General features: G+C 56.0%; 18 protein-coding genes. All 18 read right to left on the reverse strand.

Annotated features, from left to right (window positions below; all coding sequences use genetic code 11):
* Positions 1-48 precede the first annotated feature (48 nt).
* The 18 genes from HMPREF9081_RS10165 to HMPREF9081_RS10250 all read right to left on the reverse strand — a co-directional run bounded on the left by HMPREF9081_RS10165 (position 49) and on the right by HMPREF9081_RS10250 (position 18,143).
* The gene (locus tag HMPREF9081_RS10165; protein ID WP_006307198.1) at positions 49-498 is read right to left on the reverse strand and encodes a S1 domain-containing RNA-binding protein; all 450 of its coding nucleotides are present in this window, start codon (positions 496-498) and stop codon (positions 49-51) included.
* A gap of 93 nt (positions 499-591) precedes the next feature.
* On the reverse strand, positions 592-891 hold the full coding sequence (locus HMPREF9081_RS10170) for an FtsB family cell division protein (RefSeq protein ID WP_040395036.1): 300 nt from the start codon (positions 889-891) through the stop codon (positions 592-594).
* Positions 869-2,026, reverse strand: coding sequence for an MGDG synthase family glycosyltransferase (locus tag HMPREF9081_RS10175; RefSeq protein WP_006307200.1), 1,158 nt, complete (start codon positions 2,024-2,026; stop codon positions 869-871). Before HMPREF9081_RS10175 ends, HMPREF9081_RS10170 begins: the two co-directional genes overlap by 23 nt.
* A 62-nt stretch (positions 2,027-2,088) precedes the next feature.
* Positions 2,089-2,865 carry an SDR family NAD(P)-dependent oxidoreductase gene (locus HMPREF9081_RS10180; RefSeq protein WP_040395610.1) on the reverse strand — a complete coding sequence of 259 codons (777 nt, stop codon included), beginning with the start codon at positions 2,863-2,865 and terminating at the stop codon, positions 2,089-2,091.
* Between the two features lie 236 nt (positions 2,866-3,101).
* Positions 3,102-3,374 (reverse strand): HU family DNA-binding protein, encoded by a 273-nt coding sequence (locus HMPREF9081_RS10185; RefSeq protein WP_040395038.1) that lies wholly within the window; start codon positions 3,372-3,374, stop codon positions 3,102-3,104.
* Positions 3,375-3,514: 140 nt separating this feature from the next.
* A complete protein-coding gene (locus HMPREF9081_RS10190) occupies positions 3,515-4,213 on the reverse strand; it encodes an SAM-dependent methyltransferase (RefSeq protein WP_006307203.1) in 699 nt (232 codons plus the stop codon).
* Between the two features lie 4 nt (positions 4,214-4,217).
* Entirely contained in the window at positions 4,218-7,502 is a 3,285-nt protein-coding gene (gene mfd, locus HMPREF9081_RS10195; protein WP_006307204.1) for a transcription-repair coupling factor, read from the reverse strand.
* Positions 7,499-9,109, reverse strand: a complete 1,611-nt coding sequence (locus tag HMPREF9081_RS10200; RefSeq protein ID WP_006307205.1) for a CTP synthase — start codon at positions 9,107-9,109, stop codon at positions 7,499-7,501. The genes mfd and HMPREF9081_RS10200 overlap by 4 nt, the downstream gene beginning before the upstream one ends.
* 23 nt (positions 9,110-9,132) lie before the next feature.
* A complete protein-coding gene (gene rpoE / locus HMPREF9081_RS10205; RefSeq protein WP_006307206.1) occupies positions 9,133-9,462 on the reverse strand; it encodes a DNA-directed RNA polymerase subunit delta in 330 nt (109 codons plus the stop codon).
* Positions 9,463-9,660: 198 nt separating this feature from the next.
* Positions 9,661-11,319: an arginine--tRNA ligase gene (gene argS / locus HMPREF9081_RS10210; RefSeq protein WP_006307207.1), complete on the reverse strand. Its 1,659-nt coding sequence runs from the start codon at positions 11,317-11,319 to the stop codon at positions 9,661-9,663.
* Between the two features lie 16 nt (positions 11,320-11,335).
* Positions 11,336-11,767: a YwiB family protein gene (locus HMPREF9081_RS10215; protein WP_006307208.1), complete on the reverse strand. Its 432-nt coding sequence runs from the start codon at positions 11,765-11,767 to the stop codon at positions 11,336-11,338.
* A 38-nt stretch (positions 11,768-11,805) separates the two neighbouring features.
* Entirely contained in the window at positions 11,806-12,270 is a 465-nt protein-coding gene (locus tag HMPREF9081_RS10220; RefSeq protein ID WP_006307209.1) for a chemotaxis protein CheX, read from the reverse strand.
* Positions 12,271-12,273: 3 nt separating this feature from the next.
* Positions 12,274-13,137: a response regulator gene (locus HMPREF9081_RS10225; RefSeq protein ID WP_006307210.1), complete on the reverse strand. Its 864-nt coding sequence runs from the start codon at positions 13,135-13,137 to the stop codon at positions 12,274-12,276.
* A gap of 68 nt (positions 13,138-13,205) precedes the next feature.
* Positions 13,206-13,571 carry a VOC family protein gene (locus tag HMPREF9081_RS10230; protein ID WP_040395041.1) on the reverse strand — a complete coding sequence of 122 codons (366 nt, stop codon included), beginning with the start codon at positions 13,569-13,571 and terminating at the stop codon, positions 13,206-13,208.
* Between the two features lie 227 nt (positions 13,572-13,798).
* Positions 13,799-15,271 carry a sodium/proline symporter PutP gene (gene putP, locus HMPREF9081_RS10235; RefSeq protein ID WP_006307212.1) on the reverse strand — a complete coding sequence of 491 codons (1,473 nt, stop codon included), beginning with the start codon at positions 15,269-15,271 and terminating at the stop codon, positions 13,799-13,801.
* Positions 15,272-15,401: 130 nt separating this feature from the next.
* Positions 15,402-15,563: a rubredoxin gene (locus HMPREF9081_RS10240; RefSeq protein WP_006307213.1), complete on the reverse strand. Its 162-nt coding sequence runs from the start codon at positions 15,561-15,563 to the stop codon at positions 15,402-15,404.
* Between the two features lie 128 nt (positions 15,564-15,691).
* On the reverse strand, positions 15,692-16,459 hold the full coding sequence (locus HMPREF9081_RS10245; protein WP_006307214.1) for a response regulator transcription factor: 768 nt from the start codon (positions 16,457-16,459) through the stop codon (positions 15,692-15,694).
* Entirely contained in the window at positions 16,452-18,143 is a 1,692-nt protein-coding gene (locus HMPREF9081_RS10250; protein WP_040395613.1) for a sensor histidine kinase, read from the reverse strand. Before HMPREF9081_RS10250 ends, HMPREF9081_RS10245 begins: the two co-directional genes overlap by 8 nt.
* Position 18,144: the final 1 nt, after the last annotated feature.

Raw genomic sequence — 18,144 nt, forward strand, 5'->3', positions numbered from 1 at the left:
CCACGAGGCAGACAACGCCGTCATCTCTACATCAGCACTTCCCTGTGATCAGCCGCGACGCGAGCCTCGACCGCCGCGCTTGGAGTCCGTCTTGCGGCGCAAATCGGTCAAGCGTTCATCACTGTCCTTCAGGAAGCGTGACAATTTATCCTCGAAGGAGGGAGAGCCGATCTGTCGCGTGGCAGCCGTGCGGCGCATATCACGCGGGGGGCGCGGCGGACGTACAGGAGCCGCTGCAGCCGACTGTGCGGGTGCTGCCGGCTTATCCTGAAGTGCCTTGATGGAAAGACCGATCTTGCCGCGGTCATCCACGGTGAGCACCTTGACCTTGACTGAATCACGCTCTTTAAGGAAGTCGTGCACATCGTTCACATAGACATCGGCAACCTCTGAGATGTGGATGAGTCCCGTCTTTCCCTCGGGGAGCTCGACAAAAGCGCCAAAATTGGTGATGCCCGTTACGACGCCCTCTACTACACTGCCAACTTCAATGGCCAATACAACTCTTCCCTTCAACTACAAAACATGGGGTCTCCCCCTGTATCATTACCCGCTCATTATACAAGGCAAACACATCCGATGTCAAGAATTTCAATTACTGTTTGCGCGCTTTCCCGGCGCATAGGGCAGCTCGCCCACGCCCGTCATCCCGAGCTCCTCGCGCGCCAATTTTTCAATATAGGGAAGTTCATCCAGACGATCTTTCTCCGCGCGCAGACGATCGTTCTCCGCGCGTGCCGACATAAGTCTCTGCGTCGCAAGTACCTGATCCTCGTGAACATGGGAGAGGTAAAGCCCCTGCGATACGATTATCGAACCAAAATAGCCCAAAATGATCAAAAGGGTGATGACAAACCATCGTGGTCTCCTAGGGGTTCTTCTCTGAGCCACTTCGCTCCCCTCTCTTTCTTGTCAGCATCTCAACAAGCATCTCAGCCACGTGCTGTGCTGCCTCCTCGCATGCACAATCACGCGCCGCTTTACGCATCTGTGAGATTCTGTGATCCAAGATCTCCTTCACCGCAGGAGCCATCTGCTCCCCCGGGTGGAGCCATACCGCTGCACCGCATCGTGTCGCATAGATGGCATTCTCCGTCTCAGGTCCGGGGATAGGATCGTGCAGGAGGAGCGGCAGCCCCGCGGCAAACGCTTCGCTGATCGTAAGAGCCCCCGGTTTTGTGATGAGGAGATCTGCCGCCCGCATGAGCACAGACACCTCATGCGTATAGGCAAAGACACGGATGACATGCCGCGATGTGCGTGCCACACCGCGCGCATGTGCCGCAAGTGCCGCATTATGTCCCGCTACAACGAGGATGGAAAGTCGCCGCTCCACCGCCTCAAGAGCGGTGAGCGTAATGTCCATCCCCCCAAGCCCAAGACCACCTCCCATGAGGAGAAGTGTCGGCAGATCCTCCGTCAGACCGACACGCATCTGCGCCTCGCTCCGCGCCAATGCGTAGTCGGCAGGAGCAATCGGGATCCCCGTCGCGTGCACCATACGAACATCAAAGCCGCGCTCTGCCATCCCCGCTGCCATCGACTCAGTCGCAACAAAGTACGTATCTACATTGCGCGTAAGCCAAATTTCATGCAGAGCATAATCCGTCAGGAGCGCAGCAAGAGCAAACGACTCTCCGTTCCGCGCACGCCAGAGCGCTGCCGCCCCCTCGGGAAAGGGGTGTGTCGCAACAATCAGATCCGGCTCGTAGTCCCGTATGAGTCGCCCCACAGCACACACCATTACCCACGCGAAAGCATTGCGCACAATACCGCCGCTCGTATTCTTTCCTGCAACGCGGAAAAACACATCGTAAAGATCGGGCACGAAACGCAGCATCGTGAGATAGATGCGTTTCATGAGATAGTGAATGACGGAAACTTCACGTGTCATGAAGTCGACGACATCCACCTGCATGTCTTTCGCATGCGGATGTGCGGTGAGGGCGGCGCAAATTGCTTCCGCTGCTCGCGTATGTCCGGAGCCAATGGAGGCTGTCAGAATGAGAATACGGGCACGTTTCATGCACAACCTCCTCGCATAACCATGACTATTCTATCACAATTTTCAGCAACAAACAAAAGTTTTTACGCCGTCAGTCCACCGTCAACGCAATAGATGCTCCCTGTCACCCACGCCGCCGCAGGAGAGGCGAGAAAAGCGATCACATGCGCGACCTCCTCCGCCGTGCCGATTCGCCCCAGCGGATAGTGTGCCGCCATCTCACGTAGCTGGTCTTCACGAGGCAGATGCGGGGAGAACTGTCGCTCCGTGAGCGGCGTCAGGATATCCGCAGGAGCAACGGCATTCACGCGTACGCCGTCCCGTGACAAATCAAGGGCAAGCGAGTGTGTAAAGGCAATGACTGCCCCCTTGGTCGCCGCATATGCTGCACAGAAATAATTGCCGTGCAGCCCCGCATCTGAGGCGACATTCACAATATTCCCGCGTGTTTTCCGTAAATATGGCAGCGCAGCCTGCGTCAGATGAAACGTCCCCTTGACATTGGTCGCGATCAATTCCTCGAGCATGTCTTCCGTGAGATCATCCAACGCGCCCTCCGCATAGATGCCCGCGGAGTTGAGGAGAATATCCACGCCGCCGAACGCGCGCGCACATTCCTCCACAGCGCACGCGCAGTCTACACGTACGCGCACATCTCCTGCGATATAGCGGGCATTCTCCCCTCCCGAGAGTGTATGGATGGCAGCCTGCCCACGCGCCTCATCGCGCCCCATAAGAGCGACCTGCGCACCCCCCGTGCAAAAAATCTTGGCGGCAGCAAATCCGATCCCCGATGTTCCACCCGAGATCAAGACGGTTTTCCCCGCAAAGGCATCGCCAACGAAAATGGTCTTTTCCATATCCATCCCACAATGCGAACAAAAAACCGGACCCCCATTGGAAGTCCGGTCTCACGTTCAAGAGAATCCTCTTAGGGAATCACTGATAAAATGAAGTCCGCCAGATTGGCGTAGATTTTTTCGTCCGAACGAGGAGGCAAACCGGACGCAGAGTGGTGCTCTGCGGAGGATTTGCCGACGCAGTGCGGGCAAAAAAGATGCGCTAAGATGGCGGTGCTGAATTTATCGGTACTTCCTTAGTTCACAGAATCCTTCAGAGCTTTGCCAGCCTTGAACACGGGCGTCTTCGAAGCCGGAATATCGATCTCCTCGCCCGACTGCGGATTGCGTCCCTTGCGTGCCTTACGATCCTTCACCTCGAAGGTGCCGAAACCGATCAGTTGAATTCTGTCACCCTCGGAAAGTGCGCTCTTAATTGCCTCAAAAACGGCATTGACCGCCTTTTCTGCATCCTTCTTTGTCAGACTTGCCTGCTCTGCTACGTTTGCGACCAATTCCTGCTTGTTCAAAGTAGCATCCTCCTTTAAGATATGATCCATTTCCTCAGCGACCACAGGTGTCGCACTGTCATGAGAGAATTTAACAGAATTACCTAGAAAAATCAAGGGGAAAAACAAAAAAAACGTTTTTCCCCCCTAAAAATATGAATTTATTCGTTGTTTTCCCAAAAAACAGGAACGTACGGGATGAAAAGCGTGGTCAAATGGTCGATATCATCCTGCCAATCGAGCTCAAAAAGAGGTATCCGCTCGACCCTCTGATCGGGAAGCGCAAGATGATGCAGATAGATGACCTCCTGTGTATCAGGGAAATGCTCCATCAGGAGGATCTTCAGATCCGATGCAAGCTCACGTGAATAGAGCTGCGTAATGATCAGATCCTGTGCCGGCGGTGCGGCAACGGCATCCTCGTTCAGCGCATCTATGATCGAAAGGCCGTTCACGGGATCGAGGCTGAGTGCCGCGAAGAGCGGATCCAAAAAACTCATCGCAGGCAGGATCTCGATGGGCTGCCCCTTCTCCATCGTCCGCGTGCGCAGGAGCTGTACCGTGCGCTCAGCGACAAACGGACTGCCCGGAACGAGATAGAGCACATCGTTTGCCTGCACGCGTTCCATCAAATCATTCGTAATTGCTTCATAGAGTTCTTCAAAATCCTCGGCATCCTCGTAAAAATCATCGTAGGTTTCATACGTAATCCCCGCCGCATCCAGCGCCGCCACCGTCGGGTGGATGCGCGTGCGCAGAAAGATATGTTCTGCCGCCTCGATGCGCGCCCACGTTTCACGCGTGATCAGCCCCGCATCACCGGGACCAAGCCCCGCCACGGTCAATTTGTATTCTGCCATTCTTTCATTCCCCACTTGCCATTTGTACGATCTCGAGTGCCGTATCCAATATATTCTGCCGCTCCTTCGACTGCAGGCGGATGCGATAGCCGTTCCCCTCCGGCAAAGGGCCAACTCGCCGCCCGAATGCACGATCCAGACACATAAGCGCCGAAAGCGGGAGCTTCGCCCCCTCGGGCAGCGCGATATCGAGTGCCTCCCCCTTTGCCGCGATGCTGCGCGCGCCGAAAGAGCGCGCGCAGTTCTTGATGCGTGCGATGTCGAGCAGCGCAAGCACGGGCTTCGTCGGCTCGCCGAAGCGGTCGATCAGCTCGTCCAGCAGTGCATCCAAATCCTCGTTCGTACGCACAGCAGCGATCTTTTGATAGATCTCGATCTTGTGCATTGCATCGTCGATGTAGCCGCCGTCGAGATACGCCTCCACGGGAAGATCGATGACGGTCTCCACGGGCGGTGGAACGGGTGCCTCGCCACGCTTTCTTGCAACGGCTTCTTCCAGCAGTTTGACATACATCTCAAAGCCGACTCCCGCGATGTGCCCATGCTGCTGCGCACCGAGGAGGCTGCCCGCCCCGCGAATCTCAAGATCACGCATGGCGATCTTGAACCCGGAGCCGAGCTGCGCGAACTCCTTCATCGCCTGCAGACGCTTCTCCGCCGTCTCACTGAGCACCTTGTCGCGCCGATAGGTGAAGTAGGCAAACGCCATCTTGGACGAGCGCCCCACGCGCCCGCGCATTTGATACAGCTGTGAGAGTCCGAAGCGGTCGGCGTCATAGATGATGATGGTATTTGCGTTGGCAACGTCAATGCCGTTTTCGATGATGCTGGTCGCGAGCAGGATGTCATAATGCCCCTCGTAGAAGTCCATCATGACCTGCTCCAGAATGTCCTCGTTCATCTGCCCGTGCGCCGAAGCAATGCGCGCATGCGGGACAAGCTGCAGCAAATGCTCGCGCATGCGGTCAATGCTCTCTACACGGTTGTAGATAAAGTAGATCTGCCCTCCGCGTGCAAGCTCGCGCTCAATCGCGCCGCGCATCATCTCATCGCTGCTCTCCACGACATAGGACTGCACGGGCAGACGATCGGCAGGCGGCGTCTCAATGATGCTCATATCGCGCGCTCCAGCAAGTGACATATGCAGCGTCCGCGGAATCGGTGTCGCCGAGAGCGTCAACACATCGACCCCTGCGGCAAACTCCTTGATCCTTTCCTTTTGAGTGACACCGAAACGCTGTTCCTCGTCCACGATCAAGAGACCGAGGTTCCGGAAGCGCACGCGCTTCCGATTGAGAATTGCGTGCGTACCGATCAGGATGTCCACGCGTCCGTGCGCCACCTCATGCAGTGTCGCCGCCTGTTCACGCACAGAGCGAAAGCGGCAGACCACATCCACTTTCGGCGCAAACTCCGCAAAACGCGCAACAAATGTCTGATAGTGCTGCTGCGCAAGCACGGTTGTAGGCACGAGAACAGCAACCTGAAACCCATCCATCGCTGCCTTGAACGCCGCACGCACGGCAACCTCCGTCTTGCCAAAGCCCACGTCGCCACAGAGCAGGCGATCCATCGGCTTCTCACTCTCCATGTCGCGCTTGATCTCTGCCACGGCACGCAGCTGATCGTCCGTCTCCTCGTAGGGAAATGCCTCCTCAAACTCACGCTGCATCGCATCGTCCGGCGTAAAGGCATGCCCCTTGGCAAGCTGACGCTGCGCGTAGATCTCAAGCAGGTGATCGGCGATGTCCTCCACGGATTTCTGTGCCTTTGCGCGCGCCCGCGCCCAGTCTGCCGACCCCATACGATGCAGACGCGGGGCAGCCCCCTCCGAGCCAATATACTTCTGCAGAAGATCGACCTGATCTGTCGGCACAAAGAGTTTGTCATCCCCTCCGTACAGGATACGCAGGTAGTCGCGGTGAATCCCGGCTACCTCGAGCGTCTCCACGCCGAGATATTTCCCGATGCCATGCACCGCGTGGACGACGTAGTCGCCGGGCGCTATCTCGCGGAAATGTCGGATGCGTTCCCCTCCCGATGACGCACGGCGCAGCTTTGCCTTGTGCCGCCCGAAGATGTCCTGCTCCGTGAGTACGGCAATTCGCGTCCCGCCCAGTTCGAAGCCCGCACGCAACGCTCCTGATGTAACCAGAACCGTCCCGTCTGCCGCATCGCCCTCCCTGCGGAGAAGGGCGGCGGGAATCTTCCACCCCGTCAGCATATCACGCACGGCGTTCGCGCGTTCTGCTCCGCCTGCGAGCACAAGCACCTGCGTGCCTCCCTTGAGATAGCGATGCAGCTCGCTCTCAAGGAGGGAAAACTGCCGCTGAAACGCCGTCATAGGCACCATCTGAAAACCGATGAGTGCTGCGGGCGCACAGGCGGGGAACGAGCGGCTCATAAGGGACGCAAAGACCTCATGTCCCGCTGCACCTGCTGTGACCATCTCCTCCCATGAAAACAGGCGCGCTACGCGCACCTCATCCTCCTGCGCAGCATCGTCCATCGCCGAGATGAGGCGTGACGGCTCATCAAAGACAGTCGCCCCCGCATGACCGAGATACGTCAAAAAACACGCCTCCCCCTCGTCGTCCGCTGTACGCAGCGGCATGACGGAAGCCGTGCCAATGTTCTTGATGGAGCGCTTTGTTAGAGGATCGTACTCCCGCATGGAGTCAATCTCCGCGTCGAAGAATTCCACGCGGATGGGCGAGAGCGCATTGATCGGAAAGATGTCGACAATCCCGCCGCGCACACTGAACTGCCCGACGTGTTCCACCTCACTCACATGCTCGTAGCCGAGCACCGAGAGACGCTCGAGCAGGAGCTCTCGCGGCAGATTTTCCCCAAGCCGCAGGGAGAGTGACGCACGCGAGAATTCCGCAGCGCTCATTCCCTTCTGCGCTGCGGCTCCGATGTCCGCAAGCACAATGATCGGTTCATGCCGCAGAAGGCGTGCGAGAATATTCATACGTTGTGCCGATCGCTCAAGACTTTTGGCGGCAGCGGGTGCCGCAAAGTCGATGCGATCCAGTTCCGGCAGCTCGTAGACATCCGCCTCCGGCAGAAGCGATACCAAATCTTCCTGCCATGCACGCAGTGCCTCGCGTCCGCTCATCACAATCACAAGCGGACGCGGTGCATCATCGTAGGCGGCGGCAACAGCAGCGTGCTTTAAGGAGCCGGCAAAACCGTGTACAAGGATCTGCTGTGGTTCAGCCGCCAGTTCCTCTGTCAGCTTGCGTACAGAAGGTTCTGCACGCAGTATGGAAAAGAATGCACTCATTTGGGAACGACAGCAAGTGCCGCACGTACGAATCCGGCAAAGAGCGGATGTGGATGATTCGGGCGCGACTTGAGCTCCGGGTGGAACTGAGAGGCAACGAACCACGGATGATTTGCAATCTCCACGACCTCTACGAGTCGATTGTCCGGACTTGTGCCCGCGATGACGAGCCCTTTCTCCTCGAGCTGAGCACGATAGGCATTGTTGAACTCGAAGCGATGACGGTGGCGTTCACTGATCTCGGGCTCACCGTATTCCTCACGCGAGTGAGAGCCGTCCGCAAGGACGCAGGGATAGGCACCAAGGCGCATGGTTCCGCCCTTTTCCTCCACATCCTGCTGATCCTCCATCAGAGCAATAACAGGATGCGGTGTCTCTGCCACAAACTCCGTACTGTGTGCGTTTGTAAGGCCCGCAACATGGCGTGCAAACTCGATGACGGCGCACTGCATACCGAGGCAGAGCCCGAGGAACGGGATCGCATTCTCACGTGCATATTGGATCGCGCGGATTTTTCCTTCGACACCACGATCACCGAAGCCTCCGGGCACGAGGATGCCCTTGCATCCGACAAAGAGTTCATCGAGATCCGCGCTTGGATCCTCAAGTTCCTCCGCATTGATCCACGTGATCTTTACCTGTGCATCATTTTCGATCCCACCGTGATGGAGCGCCTCCGTCACGGACATATAGGCATCGGGCAGTGCGACGTATTTTCCAACGACGGCAATCTTCACCTTCTTGGTGGGATGATTGATCTTAAAGACCATCTTCTCCCACGCCTCCATATTGGATGGATCGAAGTTCATCTCCATCTTCTCAAGCACAATACGATCCAACCCCTCCTGCTGCATCATGAGGGGAACCTCGTAGATGGTCGATGCCGTGCGGTTCTCAATGACTGCATCCACATCCACATCGCAAAAGAGCGCGATCTTCTCCTTCATATCGCGCGGTATGGGCTGCTCCGTCCGGCAGACGAGAATGTCCGGCTGGATACCGATCGCACGCAGTTCCTTTACACTGTGCTGTGTCGGTTTCGTCTTGAGCTCGCCCGCCGCTCCGATGTAGGGAAGCAAAGTGACGTGGATATAGAGCGCATCGTTCTTCCCGACTTCCTTCTTGACCTGTCGGATCGCCTCGAGGAAGGGCAGACTCTCGATGTCGCCGACCGTCCCGCCGATCTCCGTAATGACAACATCGGCATTGTCTGCCTTTGCCACATCGTAGACGCGCTGCTTGATCTCGTTCGTGATATGCGGGATCACCTGTACCGTCGAGCCAAGATAGTCGCCGTGGCGCTCCTTGTTGAGCACCGACCAGTAGACCTTGCCGCTCGTGATATTCGAACGCTTCGTGAGATTGATGTCGATGAAGCGCTCATAGTGCCCGAGATCGAGATCCGTCTCCGCGCCGTCGTCGGTGACAAACACTTCGCCGTGCTGATAGGGACTCATCGTCCCCGGGTCGATGTTGATGTAGGGGTCAAATTTCTGAATTGTGACCTTCAACCCGCGATTCTTGAGCAGTCTGCCGAGCGACGCCGCCGTGATGCCCTTGCCGAGCGATGAAACAACGCCGCCCGTGACGAAAATATACTTTGCCATGCCGTTCCTCCGCGAGACCTAAATCAGTTCTGAATACTCTCGAGCTTCTTCTTGCGCGTTGTTTCCTTCGTGACGGCAGCCTTTGTCGTCCCCGCAGACGAGCGAGATGAGGAGCGTTTGACCTCAGGGGGAACCCACTCGGTCAGCCCCCATTTGCTCTCTCCCTCATAGTGGAAGCGGCTGTCCATATTCATCATCGTGTAGATCTCGGAGATCGCCATCGCAAGCGACTGCACCGGCTTGTGCGTTGATTCGATAACCTCGATGATGAGATCCTTGTAGTGTATCGGCTCCCCCTTCTGCGAAAGAATGTGATAGGCGGTGTCCACTTCCGACATATGTTCAAAATCCATAGGTACGCTCCTCTCAGCGAATGCGTTTTTCCTTTAGGGAACCACTGATAAAATGAAGTCCGTCAGATTGGCGTAGATTTTTTCGTCCGATTGAGGAGGCAAACCGGACGCAGAGTGGTGCTCTGTGGAGGATTTGCCGACGAAAAGCGGGCAAAAAAGATGCGCCAAGATGATGGTGCTGAATTTATCAGTGGTTCCTTACATCTTCTCCGGTGCCGACACCCCAAGCACGCCGAGGCTGTGACGAATCACGCGTCCCGTCGCCAGCACGAGGGCGAGACGAGCGACGGCAAGTGCCGGTTCCTGTCCCACAATGCGGCATTTATTGTAAAACGAGTGAAATGCACCCGCCAGTTCATGGCTGTAGCGCGCAATGCGCTGCGGCGCAAACTCCGCCGCCGCGCGTGCGATCTCCTCGGGATAGGAGGCTATCTTCTTGATGAGCGCGATCTCCGTCTCATCCGTCAGCAGTTCGAGTTCCGCGCCGTCCCGTACGACAATGCCCGCCTCATCCGCCTGACGGAAGATGCTCGAAATGCGTGCGTGTGCATACTGAATGTAGTAGACGGGGTTCTCGTTGGACTTCTTCGTCGCCAGGTCGAGGTCAAAGTCGAGCTGACTGTCCAGCGAGCGCATGAGGAAGAAATAACGGGCCGCGTCGACGCCGACCTCCTCCATCAGCTCGCGCAGGGTGACCGTCTCACCCGTGCGCTTGCTCAGCTTCACGATCTGCCCGTCGCGGTAGAGGCTCACCATCTGGAGAAGCAACACCGTGAGCTGCTCTGCATCATGCCCAAGGGCTGCCATCGCCGCCTTGACGCGTGCCACATAACCATGATGATCAGCACCCCAGATGTTGATAAGGCGCCCATAACCACGCCTGTATTTGTCATCATGATAGGCAATATCCGCAGCAAGATAGGTCGGCACACCGTTATCGCGAAAGATCACGCGGTCCTTGTCGTCGCCGTAGTCCGTCGAGCGCAACCAGACGGCACCGTCCTTTTCGTATGCCGTGCCACGCTGAAGCAGCACATCCACCACACGGCGCACGGCATCCGGATGGAGCGTCCGCTCACTGAACCAACGATCGAATGTCACGCCGAAATCCGCGAGATCCGCCTCAAGTGCCGCAAGCTTCTCGCGGTAGGCAACATCTTGGAAGAGTTTGATCCGCTCCTCCTCGGGCATAGCGAGATATTTATCCCCATCGCGGTCAATGATCCGCTGCGCCGTCTCCACGATGTCTGCGCCGTGGTAGCCATTCTCTGGGAACTCCACCGCCTGTCCGAGGAGTTCCAGATAGCGTGCATTCACGGATACGGCAAGGAGATTCATCTGATTGCCCGCATCGTTGACATAGTACTCGCTGTCCACGTCATAGCCCGCCGTGCGCAGGAGTTTCACAAGCGCCGAGCCGACCGCCGCACCACGTCCATGCCCGACATGAAGCGGTCCCGTCGGATTCGCACTGACGTATTCCACCTGGATGCGCGGTGCCCCATTGGGTGGAAGCGTACCGAATGCCTCACCTGCGGCAAGAACGGCACGCAGGGTATCGGCAATCACAGATTTCCTCAGATAGAGATTGAGAAATCCGGGACCCGCTACCTCCGCATGATCGAGCCAGTCCCCCATCAGATGCTCTTTGATTGCCGCTGCAATCTTCTGCGGCGACTGACGAAAGACACGCGCCGACTGCATGGCGAAATTCGTCGCGAAGTCGCCCAGTTCCTTTTCCGGCGGCTCCTCCAAAAGGACGGCGGGAAGTGTTCCGCCCGCCGGCAGCTGCCCTGTTGCCACTGCCTCCTCCACGGCACGTATGAGCGCCTGCTCGATCTGCTGTTTGATATCCAACTTCGTTTAATCTCCTTTACATTGGCTCAACGCGCATTTCCAACGTGTTGTCACTCTGGCGCACACCGTCCACATAGAGCGTATAGAAAATATATGCCTCCTCCACCCCGTCGGGATATGTACGCATACGGAGGCGCCGCGTCAGTGTTTTGATGAGGAACATGCCATACGGCGTACGATAATTGCTCGTGCGTTCTTCTCCCATGGCAAAGTGCTGTGTCCAACGCACCACACCGCGCCGCTGCAGCATGACACCAGAATTACCGATCCGCAAAATCGTCGGGATTTTCTCTCCCTCAATCAGCTCCGTATCGTCATAGCTGATATAACGGCTCTCTCCACGCAAAAAACGCCGTCCTTTAACGGACAGCGCAATGCGGCTCTCCTCGCCCGCAGCATCCACCTGTCTCCCATTGAGAAAGACACGTACCTGCTCCGCACCCTTCATCGAATCGTCCCTCCGATAAAAAGTGTGTCCTGCACGGCTTACGTCTGATCGACAGCGATCGCCAGATCCACCAGCTGACCGCTCAGGTTCATCTCTACAATGAGGTATTGCCCGTCACTGATCTTGACCTCAAAATCCTTGCCCACAGTGAGCGACGGCGTCGAGATGTCAACGTCGAGTCCAAGCCCCGTGATATTCGTTGCCGTGTGCGCCGTCAGCATATTGCTGAGCTCCGAGATCGCACTCTGTGCCATCTCATCGAACGTTGCCACCGGCATGCCCATCATCATCTGGGACGCGATGAATCTCGCCGTATCCTCACTCATATTGTAGACTACATTCCCACGGATCTGCTTTGTAAAGCCGACGAGCATCGACACACCGAGACTCTTGACCCGCATCGATGCGGCGTAGAGCTTCGTCCGCTTCGGCTCCGGGAAGCCCAGCATCGGCATGACCGTCGTAAAGGCATCCACAAAAGGATTGATCAGTTTTGCATCCATTGATTACTCTCCCTCTGCAAAGCCCACATTCATCCGCACCATTCCAATTGGCAGTCGCATACTGATACAGAACGTCGTCATACGGGGGCTGACAATATGCACCTGTGCCCCACGAATCGTCCCCGGCGGTGTCAGGCGCAGTTCCTTCCCCTCAAGTACGTTGTTGATCTTCGAAACGGCACGCCCTGCGATAATGTTTGCCGCCTCTTCCACAGCATCCACCGCTTCGTCATCTTCGAGCTCTTCCACGGTCGCACGCCCAAGCATATGCATGGCGAACAGTTTGATCATCGCTTCATCCACATAGAGGATTGCACGCCCTGTTGTAAATCCCGTGATGCCGATAATAACTGCGGCACCGCTCACATCGAGCGAGCGCGAGTGATACGGTTCGATCTCGACTTCCCCCTCCATATGGAGGAGCCCCGCTACACATTGTTGCAGTCCGCGTCCGAACGGCTTCGCGTAAAGTTCGCGAAAGACCGACTCCTGACTTGCCGCCGACTCACAGACCATGTGGAGTGTATCTACCAGATCGGATTTCGACACCGGCTTTTGTAGAAATGCACGGATTCCAACAGCCCTTCCCTGTACGATAAGATTCAGATCTTTCATCGCACTGACCATCAAAATCTTTGCATCCGAATCCACCGTCAGAATACGTCTGCTGCACTCCAACCCATTGGCATCCGGAAGATTCATATCCATCGTCACAAGATCCGGATGCAGCTCGGTGTAAAGTTTCAGTGCCTCCACAGCGTCTGCCGCCATGCCGCAGACCTCGAAATCCGTGTCCTTTAGATTCTCAGCAATCATCACGCGGCTGATCTTGGAGTCATCCACAATCAGCACCCGTAATTTCCCCATACAACTTCACCCTCTTTTACGGACTATCACAGGTGTATTCCCTATTATACACGAAACTACAGCTTTCGTCACATATTTTTTGGCAAAACTTCGACCCAGTACCCATCCGGATCTTCGACGAAGTAGATCCCCATTTCGGCATTCTCATAGCAGATGACGCCCATCTCCGCATGTTTCGCACGCGCCGCCTCATAATCATCCGTATGGAGCGCAAGGTGAAACTCCTTCTCCCCAAGGTTATATGGCTCCGTACGCTCATGCAGATACGTCAGTTCCAGCTCAAAATCCGTTGCGCCATCCCAGAGATAGACCAGTGTGAAGCCCTCCGCCTCCAGCCGACGCTTCTCACGAAAGCCGAACGCCTTCTCATAGAACGCCATGCTGCGCGCAAGATCGAGCACATTAAAGTTCACATGGGTAAATGTAAATGACATTGTTTCCTCCCGTTCAAAAAACATTGTATCGCGGCAACACTGCATATGCAGTAACGAATGCAACATTTTACTTGTTAGGAATCACTGATAAAATAGACCTTCCGATTGGCGCAGATTTTTCGTCCGATTGAGGCACGCACAGCCAAAGCTATGTGGAGGATTTGCGAACGAAAAGCGGACAAAAAAGATGCGCTAAAATGGCGTGGCTGAATTTATCAGTGCTTCCGTTACGTTCCATCCACGCGATCAAACAGATCCGTTACCTCGTGTGCAGGCTCCGCATCCAGCATGCTCACAACATAGATCGCAATCAGTCCGAAGAAGAATCCGGGCACGATCTCATAGAGCCCGAAGAGCGCCAACTGCTTCCAGACGAGCACCGTAACGCCGCCCGTCACAATCCCCGCGAGCACACCGCGCTCCGTCGTGCGCCGCCAGAAGAGGCACATGAGAAGCGCAGGACCGAACGCGGCACCAAAGCCCGCCCACGCATACGCCACCATGTCAAGGATGAAGTTGTCCGGACTCAGCCCGAGATAGATCGCCGCCGCTGCAATTGCAAGCACAGACATACGACTCACCCAGACCAGCTCTACCTGCTGCGCATGCGGTCGAAAGCTGCGCCGATAGATATCCTGCGCGAACGCCGATGCCGCGACAAGCAGCTGCGCAGACGCGGTGCTCATAATCGCCGCAAGCACCGCCGCAAGGATCAGCCCCGCAAAAACAGGCGGGAAGAGCTCCCCTGCCATCGCTAGGAACACCGTCTCCGCCGCCGTTCCTTCCAGCGGTGTCTGTAAATAGACCGCTCCAACCATGCCGACCAAGATCGCAGCAGAAAGAGAGATCACCACCCATGCCATCGCAATGCGCGTTGCCTGCGGCAGTTCTTCCGCGTGACGGATCGCCATAAAACGTACGAGGATGTGCGGCTGACCGAAATAACCGATCCCCCATGCCATCAGCGAGATGAACTCAATGAAGCCGAGCGTGCTCCCGTCCACCTTTGTGAGGGGCGAGAAAAACGAAGCGTGTTCCGTGTAGATCAGTTCTGCCGTCGTCGTAAAACCGCCGAGCATAATCGCGGCGCCCACAGGCACCACAAGAATGGCAAAGAACATCATCACGCCCTGAATGAAGTCCGTGCGCGATACGGCAAGAAAGCCGCCGACAAGCGTATAGAACACGACCACGCCCGCTCCCGCAAGGAGTGCGGTCAAATACGGCAGATGGAAGATCGTCTCAAAGAGACGCCCCGCTGCCACAAAGCCTGAGGACGTATAGAGAATGAAGAAGATCAGGATGAAGATCGCCGGAACGATGCGCAGCGCCCCCGAGGTCGCAAAGAAGCGATTCTCGAAGAAATCCGGCAGAGTCAGCGAGTTGTTCGCAAGCTCCGTGTAGATGCGCAGACGCGCAGCGATGAACTGCCAATTCGCCCACGTCCCAAGTGCAAGACCAAGCGCGATCCACCCCGCATTGAGTCCCGCCACATAGGCGAAGCCGGGCAGCCCCATAAGCATCCACCCCGACATATCCGACGCCTCGGCACTCATCGAGGTGACCCATGCACCAAGCTTGCGATTGCCAAGGAAGTAGTCGCTCATGTTTCGCGTGCGCCGATAATAATAGACACCGATCCCCATCATTACGAGCATATAGACAAGGAAGATTACACTGATTTCAATTTGCTCTGCCAAAGATAAATCCCCCTTAATAAAATAATATGCGGCTTATTATACGGGATTTTCCCATGAAAAGCAAAAACATTTCAAGCGATGACATGAAAAAACCCCGCATACGCGGGGCTCGCTCCAAAACAGATGGTCGTTACTCCTGCTGCTCAAACAGAGACTTGTCCACGCCGCAAAGCGGGCAGACAAAATCCTCCGGCAGATCCGCAAAAGCCACACCGGCAGCCAGATCGTAATCGGCATCTCCGACAGCCTCATCATAGACCCAGCCGCAAACCGTACAAACCCATGTCTTCATGGGAAGCCCTCCTTTGATATAATACACAGATGTATCGGGATGTTAGACTCACGTACAAGTTACTACCCAATAACAATTATTATATTACACCATTTTTTTACTCTTGGCTAGGGCTTTTGTGAAATTTTTTATAAATTTTTTCCATGCCGATATTCCGTCGGCTTAACGCCCATATGTTTCTGAAAAATTTTACTGAAATAGCGCGTGTCCTGATAGCCGCAGGCAGCGGCGACGGCATAGATCTTTTCATCGCCCTCACGGAGCATCTGCCCCGCGCGGCGCAGACGGCAGTCCGTCAGATAGGAGCTGAACGAGGTACCGCAGCGTGCAAAGAGCTTGTGCAGATAGCTCACACTGAGCCCAAGCTCGTCCGCAACCTCGCGCACGGTAATCGGCTCCGCCATATGCTCCTCTATATGGCGCACAGCCCGCAGCAGATAGCCTCGAATCGGCTCCTCCTCCGGCAGATTGAGATGGACACAGCCCCCCTCCGCACTCCCTGCATCATGCAGATGAAAGCGACGTTCCTCAATATGCTCTGCTGCAAGGCGCACGGCGGCAGCAAGCTCCTCATCATCGAGGGGCTTTAATAGATAGGCACATACGCCGAGGGAAATCGCCTGCTGGGCAAACTCGAACTCACCGTATCCCGAAAGGATAATATACTCCGCATCGAGCTCCTCGCGCAGGCGCGCGATCACATCAAGCCCTGAGAGTCCGGGCATCTTGATGTCTACAATGAGCACATCGGGACGGTGCTCCCGTGCAAGAAGAATCCCCTCCATGCCGCTGCCCGCTGCGCCGACCACCTCGGCACCAAAATCCCCCCACGGCGTCAGGCGCACAATGCCCTGCCGCTGCATGGGTTCATCATCGATCACAAGCACTTTAATCATAATGAGGAACCTCCTCCCAATGCTTCAGTGTCAGGATTGCCTTCGTTCCTTTCCCCTCCGCGCTGTGCAGCGCGATCCCGCAGTTCGCATCCCCATTCAGCACCGCGCGCATGTGCACATTGTAAAGTCCGAAATGATTGTCATCCCGTCGCTCGAGCACTTCTTTTCGACGTTCCTCAGACATCCCATGTCCATTGTCCTTCACGCAAAAAACCAGATGACCGTCCTCTTTCTCTCCCGTGATCCTAATACATCCGCCGCCCTCGCTCATCTCAATGCCATGCTGTATGGCATTTTCGACGAGCGGCTGCAGGATCAGCTTCGGTACATAGCAGCCATAGACGGCTGTGTCCACAGACAGAGAAACTTTCAGCCGCCCCTCATAGCGGCGCTGCTGGATCTTCAGATAGGTGCGGAGAAAGGTCAGCTCATCCGCAACGGTTACATATTCTTTCATGCTCACCGATGCGCGCAGGAGTTTCCCCAACTGAACGGCAATATCTGCCGCCCCCTCGCTGTCGCCGAGCTTTGCACTCCATTTGATCAGATTGAGTGTATTGTAGATAAAGTGTGGGCGTATCATCTCCGTGAGCGACTTTACCTGTGCAATGCGCAGCGTCCGCTCCCGCTCCCGATTTTCCGCGAGCAGTGTGCGGATATGCTCGACCAAACTATTAAAAGTCAGCGCGAGTTCCCCGATCTCATCGCTGCGATCGGCATCCACCTGCACGGAGAAATCATCCTGACGGCGCACACGCCGCATTGCCATCGTCAGTGTATGCAGCGGACGCCAGAGATGACGGCTCAAACGATAGGCCAAATACGCTGTCAAACAGAGTGCGAACGCATCTACCATGAGAACGAGACGAAAGAGATAATCCAAAGGCGCGGAGTCCAGACGCTGCCGCAAATGCACCGTAAACCCCGTATCAGGCGACATGTAGGCGTAGTCGCGAAAGGAGGACGCAGACGCTTCCTCTTCAGAGGAGAGAAACACAGAGGAAAATCCTTCACGTTGATGATCGTACATATCCATCATCACATAGTGATAGCGATCGGTCAGGATAATCTGTCCCTCACTGCCGTCCTGCACACGCTGGATGAGCGGCACAAGCGCCTCACGACGCACATCAATGACAACGAAGCCGAGGAGATTATCTCCCTCTCGGATGGCACGCGCCATCGAAAAGACGGTATCCTTCTGATCCGGCGCATAGCGGTCCGCAGACAAAAGAACCCAATCCTGCTGCTGATCGGCCTGCCCGATCAGTCCCCAATGCAGATTCGACGGCAAACGATAGTGATGCGGCAAATCATCCGTCGCAATGACGCGGCTTCCGTCTGCCGAAAGGAGATAGATTGCCGCCTCACCGGAACGTCCCGCCAGAATCGCATACAGATCGCCATAGATATGCTCCACATCTGTCCGCTTGCCCCCGAGAAACGAACCGATCTCCCCCCGTGCAAGAAGAGGTGATATCATCCTCTGATGGTCGGAAATAAGATGATCGACTTCTGCCGATATTCTTTGCACTTCCGTGCGTCCGCGCTGCTCCTGTGTCATCTCATACATATGACCGGCAACATAGAGAATAATGCCCGAGACAAGCAGAAGGGGCAAAAAGCCTCCGGTCAACAGATAGATCAGCAGCCTTTTTTGATAGTTGATACCGTAATGGATCATC

Source organism: Centipeda periodontii DSM 2778, assembly GCF_000213975.1.
Classification (GTDB): domain Bacteria; phylum Bacillota; class Negativicutes; order Selenomonadales; family Selenomonadaceae; genus Centipeda; species Centipeda periodontii.

Bases quoted from the DNA above. Each gene is read 5' to 3' on its own strand.
- HMPREF9081_RS10175 (WP_006307200.1), bottom strand. From the start codon at position 2,026: ATGAAACGTGCCCGTATTCTCATTCTGACAGCCTCCATTGGCTCCGGA.
- HMPREF9081_RS10240 (WP_006307213.1), bottom strand. From the start codon at position 15,563: ATGAAGACATGGGTTTGTACGGTTTGCGGCTGGGTCTATGATGAGGCT.
- HMPREF9081_RS10200 (WP_006307205.1), bottom strand. From the start codon at position 9,109: ATGGCAAAGTATATTTTCGTCACGGGCGGCGTTGTTTCATCGCTCGGC.
- HMPREF9081_RS10250 (WP_040395613.1), bottom strand. From the start codon at position 18,143: ATGATCCATTACGGTATCAACTATCAAAAAAGGCTGCTGATCTATCTG.
- HMPREF9081_RS10225 (WP_006307210.1), bottom strand. From the start codon at position 13,137: ATGGGGAAATTACGGGTGCTGATTGTGGATGACTCCAAGATCAGCCGC.
- HMPREF9081_RS10220 (WP_006307209.1), bottom strand. From the start codon at position 12,270: ATGGATGCAAAACTGATCAATCCTTTTGTGGATGCCTTTACGACGGTC.
- HMPREF9081_RS10245 (WP_006307214.1), bottom strand. From the start codon at position 16,459: ATGATTAAAGTGCTTGTGATCGATGATGAACCCATGCAGCGGCAGGGC.
- HMPREF9081_RS10230 (WP_040395041.1), bottom strand. From the start codon at position 13,571: ATGTCATTTACATTTACCCATGTGAACTTTAATGTGCTCGATCTTGCG.
- mfd (WP_006307204.1), bottom strand. From the start codon at position 7,502: ATGAGTGCATTCTTTTCCATACTGCGTGCAGAACCTTCTGTACGCAAG.
- HMPREF9081_RS10190 (WP_006307203.1), bottom strand. From the start codon at position 4,213: ATGGCAGAATACAAATTGACCGTGGCGGGGCTTGGTCCCGGTGATGCG.
- rpoE (WP_006307206.1), bottom strand. From the start codon at position 9,462: ATGGATTTTGAACATATGTCGGAAGTGGACACCGCCTATCACATTCTT.
- HMPREF9081_RS10180 (WP_040395610.1), bottom strand. From the start codon at position 2,865: ATGGAAAAGACCATTTTCGTTGGCGATGCCTTTGCGGGGAAAACCGTC.
- HMPREF9081_RS10215 (WP_006307208.1), bottom strand. From the start codon at position 11,767: ATGAAGGGTGCGGAGCAGGTACGTGTCTTTCTCAATGGGAGACAGGTG.